The sequence below is a fragment of the Pseudomonas sp. 2VD genome (genome assembly GCF_005503585.1).
GTDB classification, from domain to species: Bacteria; Pseudomonadota; Gammaproteobacteria; order Pseudomonadales; family Pseudomonadaceae; genus Pseudomonas; species Pseudomonas aeruginosa.
On sequence record NZ_SCND01000654.1, the window covers coordinates 1 to 1,256 of the forward strand.

Annotated in this window: 1 protein-coding gene; it reads right to left on the minus strand. The window is 66.7% G+C overall.

The genetic code is table 11. The features are described from left to right. The coding region (locus FFS27_RS32830; protein WP_171019291.1) for an acyl-CoA dehydrogenase family protein at positions 1–992 on the minus strand (992 nt) is incomplete at its 3' end. Positions 993–1,256 lie beyond the last annotated feature (264 nt).

A 1,256-nucleotide genomic window follows, 5' to 3' on the forward strand; every position in this document is an offset into this window, starting at 1 on the left:
GGGCCGGTCGGCGCGCGGCTCTGGATACGCTCGCGGGCATACTCGATGGCGCTCTGGTAGGAGCGCTCGCCGGTGGCCAGGCCCTGGATGCCGACGCCAAGGCGCTCGTAGTTCATCATGGTGAACATCGCCGCCAGGCCCTTGTTGACCTCGCCCACCAGCCAACCGGTGGCGCCGTCGAAGTTCATCACGCAGGTGGCCGAGGCCTTGATCCCCATCTTGTGCTCGATGGAGCCGCAACCCAGGCTGTTCTTCTCGCCCAGCGAGCCATCGGCGTTGACCAGCACCTTCGGTACCAGGAACAGCGAGATGCCCTTCGGCCCGGCCGGGGCGTCGGGCAGCTTGGCCAGCACCAGGTGGATGATGTTCTCGGTCAGGTCATGCTCGCCGCCGGTGATGAAGATCTTGGTCCCGCTGATCTTGTAGGAACCGTCGGCCTGCGGCTCGGCCCTGGTGCGGATGATACCCAGGTCGGTGCCGGCATGCGGCTCGGTCAGGCACATGGAACCGGCCCAGGTGCCGGCGTACATGTTCGGCAGGTACTTGTCCTTCAGTTCGTCGCTGGCATGGGCATTGAGCGCCAGGCAGGCGCCGGCGGTCAGCATCGGGTACAGGCCGAACGACAGGTTGGCCGAGTTGACCAGTTCCTCGACCTGCGCCGAGATCACCTTGGGCATCCCCATGCCGCCGTAGGCCGGATCGCCGCCGACGCCGACCCAGCCGCCTTCGGCGTAGGTCCGGTAGGCCTCGGGGAAGCCGGCCGGGGTGCTCACCGCGCCAGCGTTCCACTGGCAGCCTTCCTCGTCGCCCGGACGGTTCAGCGGGGCGATGGTACCGGCGGTGACCTTGCCGGCCTCTTCGAGGATCGCCGCGGCGGTCTCGGCGTCGACCACTTCGGCCAGCGCCGGCAGTTGCGCCCAGAGCCGGGAGACCTCGAACACCTCATTGAGGACGAAGCGCATGTCGCGCAGCGGAGCTTTGTAATCAGCCATGTGGGGAATCCTCGATCGTACCGATCGCCGGCCGGGGGCCAGCGGCAACAAAATGGAGGCACGAAAGGCGTGCCGCGGCCGAGTCTACACCACCAACATTTCGGACTTGTAGCGTCACGTCGTGACCATTAAGTCTATATCGGTCTTCTATGCGACAGGCATGAAAAAGCCCGCTTTTCGCGGGCTCGAGCGAGTTCGCCGGGAGTCCGACGGGCCCGGCGGGTGGGGGAGAAACCGGGGGGAAGAAGCGCCGCGCCCCTGCCC